General features: G+C 64.0%; 1 pseudogene. It reads left to right on the forward strand.

Annotated features, from left to right (window positions below):
* Window positions 1-5,735 (forward strand): annotated as a pseudogene (gene bcpA / locus LGN10_RS33225) (contact-dependent inhibition toxin BcpA); the annotation flags it as partial.

Here is a 5,735-nt window from a genome sequence, read left to right on the forward strand (position 1 = left end):
GCGCAGGCCGGTGACCTGACGCTGCAATCGAACGGTCGGCTCGTGCTCACGGGCAAGACCACGGCGAGCGGCAATCTCGCACTGTCGGCTACCGGCGGAATTCAGAATAGCGGCACCACGTACGCGCAGCAATCGGCGTCGGTGAATACGGCCGGCGATTTGAAGAATAGCGGCACGCTCGCGGCACGCCAGAATACGATCGTGAACGCCGGCACCGTCAATTCGACGGGTACGCTCGGCGCGGGTGTGAACAACGATGGCTCCGTCGGCCGCGGCGGCGACCTGAACGTCGCGACGTCGGGCCAGTTGAGCGCAACCGGCCAGAACGTGGCAGGCGGCAACGCGTCGCTGTCTGGCGCCAGCGTGAATCTCGCGGGCAGCACGACGGCCGCGAATGGCAATCTGTCGCTGAACGCGACGGCCGGCGACATGAACCTGTCGAACGCGACGACGAGCGCGCAAGGCGACGTCCACGCGAATGCTTCGGGCACGATGATCAACGATCACGGCAACCTGTCGAGCGGCGGCAGCACGACGCTGACCGGCGGTGCCCTCTCGAACCAGAGCGGCAAGGTTTCGTCACAGAGCGCGTTGTCGGTGAATGTCGCCGGCCAGATCGCCAACCAATCGGGCGAGCTCGTATCCGAAAGCACGGCCGACCTGCGTGGCGGTGATATCGCGAACAACCAGGGCACTATTCAAAGCGCGGCCGGCATGACGGTGGCCGGCGCGTCACTGGACAACACGGCGGGGCGGATCACGTCGCTAAACGCAGACGGCCTCTCGGTCACGACGAGCGGCCAATTGATCAATGCGGCAGGTACCACCGCGAACGGCGCGCAAGGCGGTGTGATCGGCGGCAATGGCGATGTGTCGGTCGGCGGCGCAAACGTTGTCAACCGCAGCACGATCACATCGAACACGAATTTACGTATCGCGGGCCAGTCGGTCGACAACGGCGGCGGCACGCTGCAGGCTGCGCAAAAGATAGCGGTCGATGCGGGCGCGCGCTTGATCAACAACGGCGGCTCGATCGTTGGTCAGACGGCCACGGTCAGCGCGACGACGCTCGACAACAGCGCCGGCACCGTGCAGGCCGACCAGATGTCGCTGACCGCGACCGACCTCGTGAATCACAGCGGCACCATCACGCAGACCGGCGCCGGCGCGATGAACGTGAACGTGTCGGGCACGCTCGACAATTCGAGTGGCGGTACGCTGCAAACGAACAGTACCGACCTGACGCTCGCGCCGACGGCACTCGTGAACGACGGCGGCACGATCACGCATGCTGGAACCGGCACGCTGACGCTCGGCAATGGTTCGGGCTCGGTATCGAACGTCGGCGGCGCAATCGCGAGCAACGGGCGCGTGGTCGCGCAAGCCGGTACGCTGAACAACACGTCGGGCTCGTTCAACGCGCAGAACGGACTGACGGCAACCGTCGGCGGTACGCTGAATAATGCGAGCGGCAAGCTGCTGTCGAATACGGATCTGAGCGTCACCAGCGGTACGCTGTCGAACGACGGCGGCCAGATCGGTGCCAGCACGAACGCGACGATCCATACGGGCTCAATGACGAATCAGGGCGGCTCAGTCGTCGCACCGAACCTGTCGGTCCTCACCGATTCCACGCTCGACAACAGCGGCGGCAAGCTGGAAGCCAATCAGCTCGCGCTGACGGCCGCGAACCTCGTGAATCACGGCGGCACGATCACGCAGTATGGATCGTCGGCGATGGGGATGAACGTCAGCGGCACGCTCGACAACTCGGCCGCCGGCGTGATCCAGACCAATGCCACGGATCTGACGCTTGAGCCGGCCGAGTTGAACAACGCAGGCGGCACCATTACGCATGCTGGCACCGGCACGCTGACGATTGCGCCGGGCAATGGCGCCCGCGCGCTGAACAACGCGTCGGGCACCATCGTGACGAAGGGACAAGCCATCGTCAACGCGGCTTCCTGGAACAACGCGAGCGGTATTCTTGCCGCGCAGCGTGGTATCAACGCCACCATTGCGGGTGACGTGAACAACGCACAGGGCCTGCTGCAATCAGACGCGTCGCTGTCGTTGAAGAACGGTGGGGCGCTGTCGAACCGAAGCGGCCACATCCAGGCAGGGCAATCGGTTCCAGGCGACACCAGCACGCTCGCCATTCAATCCGCGTCGATCGACAACGCGGACGGCGCCATTGTCGGCCTCGGCACCGGCAAGATGACCGTGCAAGGCGGCAGCCAGATTGCGAACAGCCACGCCAGCGGCGTGTCGGGCATGGGTGCGATCACCGGCAACGGCGACGTGACGGTCAGCGCGGCATCGATCAGCAACACGCAGGGCGGGCAGCTCAGCGGTGCAACGCTGCATGTTCAAGGCAACACCCTCGACAACAGCGGCGGCACGATCGGCAACGTCACGAACTCGAACGGCGACGTGGACGTCACGACGACCGGCGCGATCACGAATACGAACGGACAGATCAGCTCGACGCACGATCTGTCGGTGTCGGCGGCCACGCTGCTGGACGGCGGCGCGTACAGCGCAACGCACGACGCCAACGTGAGCCTGCAAGGCGATTACACTGCGGCGGCCGACACCCAGTTCAACGTCGGCCACGATCTCGCCTTCACGCTGCCCGGCACCTTCACGAACATTGCGAACCTGCAATCGGTCAACAACCTGAGCGTCAACGCGGGCAACATCGTCAACGTGGGCGCGTTGACTGCCGGCGGCCTGCTGCACACGCAATCGGCCAATCTGACGAACACGGGTGCGCTCGTGGGCGCCAGCGCGTCGCTTAACGCCGTCAATACGATCTCGAACCTCGGCCCGACCGCGCTGATCGGCGCATCCGACAGCAACGGCACGCTCGAAATCCTCGCACGCGACATCGAAAACCGCGACGACACGACCGCGACCGATTCGATGGCGACGACCGCCATCTTCGGGATGGGCAAGGTCGTACTGGGAGGCGGCAAGGACGCGAGCGGCAACTACACGAACGCGGGGCTCGTCAACAATGTGTCGGCGCTGATCCAGTCCAGCGGCGACATGGAACTGCACGCGGACAAGGTGACGAGCACGCGCCGCGTGATGAAGACGTCCACCAGCCAGATCGATCCGGCACTGCTCGCGCAGTTCGGCATCAGCATGTCCGGATGCGTGGCGGTGTACATGGATGCCTGTGCCGGCCGAGACGTGCACTGGGTCGACCTGAGCAAGCCCGAACAGCGAGAGCTCTTTCTGGATTTCGTGGGCGGGGTTCCGACCGATCCACCTCACGGTGGGCAGTGGAATAGCGGCTACCAGAAGACGACGTACTATGCCGACAGCGCGACAGCGACGACCGTGTCTGACATCAGCCCGGCCGCGCAGATCGTGTCGGGCGGCAAGATCGATGCGTCGTCGGTCGGCACGCTGCAGAACTACTGGAGCAATATCGCGGCGGTCGGCGACATCAAGGTGCCGGGGCACTACGACGCCGACGGCTGGGCGGCGTCCGGCCAGAAACTGCCGGGCGTGACGGTGTCCTACTCGGGGCAATACCACTACAACAACTACGACAACACTGAACACGACTGGCAACTGCCGTTCGGCAATGCGCCGTTCGTGACGGGGCGCCCGGGTGGCTATACGCAGGCGGCGCCGGCGTCGATCAAGGATTACACGCTGCCGGGCTATTTTTCGACGCTGAGTTCCAACGGCACGATCTCGGGTACGGGTGTGAGCGTCAACAACTCGGCGGCCAACACATCGATTCCGTCGCTCGGCTTGTTGCCGGGACAGTCGGTGCCGGGCCTCACGCCCGCCAATCTGAGCGGTAACGCGAGCGGCGCGAAATCGGGGGCGTCGTCGGTGCACGGTGGTCCGCCGGCGCCGGTCGATCCGATCATCGCCAGTGCAACGGCGCTGAACGTCCTGAATAACCTCACCATTCCGCAAGGAGGCTTGTTCAAGCCGACCACCGCGCCGAACGCGAGCTACGTGATCGAGACGAACCCGGCGTTCACGAACCAGAAGAATTTCATTTCGAGCGACTACTTCTTCGGTCAGCTCGGCGTCGACCTCACGCACATCCCGAAGCGGCTCGGCGACGGCTTCTATGAGCAGCAGCTCGTACGCAATCAAGTGACGGCGCTGACCGGCAAGGCGGTGCTCGGCCCGTACGCGGACCTGCAGACGATGTATCAGTCGTTGATGACGGCGGGCGCGGATCTGTCGAGATCGCTCGATCTGCCGATGGGCGCGAGCTTGACGGCCGAGCAGGTGTCGAAGCTAACCAGCAACGTGATCATGATGGAGACGCGTGTGGTCGACGGCCAGTCGGTGCTGGTGCCGGTCGTATATCTCGCGCAGGCGAATCAGCAGAATATCAACGGCCCGCTGATCAGCGCGACGAACATCGATTTCCAGAACGCGCAGTCGTTCACGAACAGCGGCACGATCAAGGCCGACAACACGCTGGCGATCCAGGGCAAGCAGATCGACAGCGCGTTCGGTGCATTGCAAAGCGGTGGGCTGATGTCGCTGAAGACCGACAACAACATCGATCTGACGTCGGCCAACGTGAAGGCTGGCAGCCTGCAGCTGGATGCCGGGAAAGACCTGGTTCTCGATACGGCGACGAAGACGAACACGCGCGTGAGCCGGGACGGCGCGACGAGCGTGGTGACGACGCTCGGGCCGACCGCCAAACTCGACGTGGCGGGCAATGCGTCGATCACGACGGGCGGCAACTTCCAGCAGAACGCGGGCAACCTGTCGGTCGGCGGCAATCTCGGGATGAATGTCGGCGGCAACTGGGATCTCGGCGCGGTCCAGACCGGCGAGCACAAGATCGTGCAGCGCGCGAACGGCGTGTCGAATACAGACATCAACAAGGTCACCGGCAGCACTGTGCAGGTTGGCGGTGCTTCACTGATTGGCGTCGGCGGAGATCTAACCGCCAAGGGTGCACAGATCGACCTCGGCCAAGGCGGGGCGATCGCAGCCAAGGGCAACGTCACGCTCGGCGCAGCGAGCGCGACGTCGACGGTGCACAGCAACAGCTCGGGTCGCGACAGGCACGGCAGCTCCGCGGATACGTTGCATACGTCGGATCAGACGCTGACCGGGACCACGCTCAAGGGCGGCGACACGGTGAACATCGTGTCGGGCAAGGACATCACGCTCTCTGGCAGCGCGATCAGCCTCGAGAAGGGCAACGCGAACCTGCTGGCGGCTGGCGATGTGAACGTCGAATCGACAACCGAGACGCACGTGTTGAATTCGCACGAAATGCACAGCCATAGCAACGTCGTGAGCGGCGTGAAGGTCGCGAGCGGGATCGACCAGACGATGACGCTGAATCAGGGTAGTCTGGTATCAGCGGACGGCGTGAACATCGTCAGTGGAAAGGACGTCAATGTTCAGGGCAGCACCATCGTCGGAACGAATGACGTGACGCTCACGGCAGCGCGTAACGTAACGGTCACGACGTCGCAGGATACCTTGCAGTCGTCGAGCTACTACAACAAGAAGGAATCCGGGCTGATGTCGGGCGGCGGACTGTCGGTGTCGGTGGGCAGCAGTTCGCTGAAGACAACCAACCAGAGCGCCGAGGTGTCGAACAACGCCAGCACGATCGGCTCGCTGAACGGCAACCTGAGCATCGCGGCTGGCAACGATCTGCACGTGACCGGCAGCGACCTGATCGCGGCGAAGAATCTCAGCGGGACAGGCGCGAACGTTACGAT

It is taken from the genome of Burkholderia sp. AU32262, from assembly GCF_020419985.1.
Classification (GTDB): domain Bacteria; phylum Pseudomonadota; class Gammaproteobacteria; order Burkholderiales; family Burkholderiaceae; genus Burkholderia; species Burkholderia semiarida.